1 protein-coding gene is annotated in these 1007 nt (G+C 62.3%); it reads right to left on the reverse strand.

Translation table 11 applies throughout. The features are described 5' to 3' along the window. Positions 1 to 233 precede the first annotated feature (233 nt). Positions 234 to 791 carry a fasciclin domain-containing protein gene (locus FN835_RS21125; RefSeq protein ID WP_142665190.1) on the reverse strand — a complete coding sequence of 186 codons (558 nt, stop codon included), beginning with the start codon at positions 789 to 791 and terminating at the stop codon, positions 234 to 236. Positions 792 to 1007: the final 216 nt, after the last annotated feature.

Here is a 1007-nt window from a genome sequence, read left to right on the forward strand (position 1 = left end):
TTCCGTGTCCAGCCAGTGCAATTCGTTGTCGCCCGACAAGCCCACGACAGTCGCCGCCATTGCGGGCGCGGCAAAAGCCGACAGCAGCAGCGCGGCCGTAACCGATTTGATCGCATTCATCTGAAAATTCCTTCTTTGGTTGGTTGGGTGCCGGGGGATCCGGCGATGACAGGCCGTATCCGTGCGGGAAGAAGAGACCGCGCGAGATACGGCCCGGGCCGTGCCGAAAGGGGTCAGCCCTTCGGCAGCAGAACCTTGTCGATGACGTGGATCACGCCGTTCGACTGCACGACATCGGCGATGGTGACCGTCGCCATGCCGCCGGTTTCGTCGGTCAGGGTGACCATACCGTCCTTGACCTCGGCGGTGATCTTGCAGCCGCCAAGCGTGTCGATCACATGCTTGCCGCCGTCATCCATGACCATCTTCTGCACATCGGCGGCCATGGCCTTGGCCCCAACCACATGGCAGGTCAGCACCTTGGTCAGCATTTCCTTGTTCTCGGGCTTCAGCAGCGTGTCGACAGTGCCTGCAGGCAGCGCGGCAAAGGCTTCGTTCGTGGGGGCAAAGACGGTGAAGGGGCCTTCGCCCTGCAATGTCTCGACCAGACCGGCGGCCTTGACTGCGGCGACCAGCGTGGTGTGATCGGCCGAATTCATCGCGTTTTCCACGATGTTCTTGTCGGCAAACATGGCGGCGCCGCCGACCATGGGATTGTCCTGCGCCAGCGCAGCGCCTGCGGTGGCCAGCGCGAAACAGCCTGCGAAGATAGCTTTGGTAAGGGTTTTCATCCGACTTCCTCCCGGAAATGTCCGCCCGATGATCGGAGGACGGAAGAAGTCACGGATGGATGTGTCGGAAAGTTTCAGCCCCCCGCGATTTTTTTCGCAAGGGGCCGCAAATTTCTGGCCTCAGATGTCCAGCAAGTCGCCCACGGCCAGCACTGGCCCGGTCGGCTGCCCGGTCGGCGATCCGCCCGGAGGCTCAAGGCTGATCGCCATATGGGC

The sequence above is a fragment of the Paracoccus laeviglucosivorans genome (assembly GCF_900182695.1).
In the GTDB taxonomy this organism is placed as follows: Bacteria; Pseudomonadota; Alphaproteobacteria; order Rhodobacterales; family Rhodobacteraceae; genus Paracoccus; species Paracoccus laeviglucosivorans.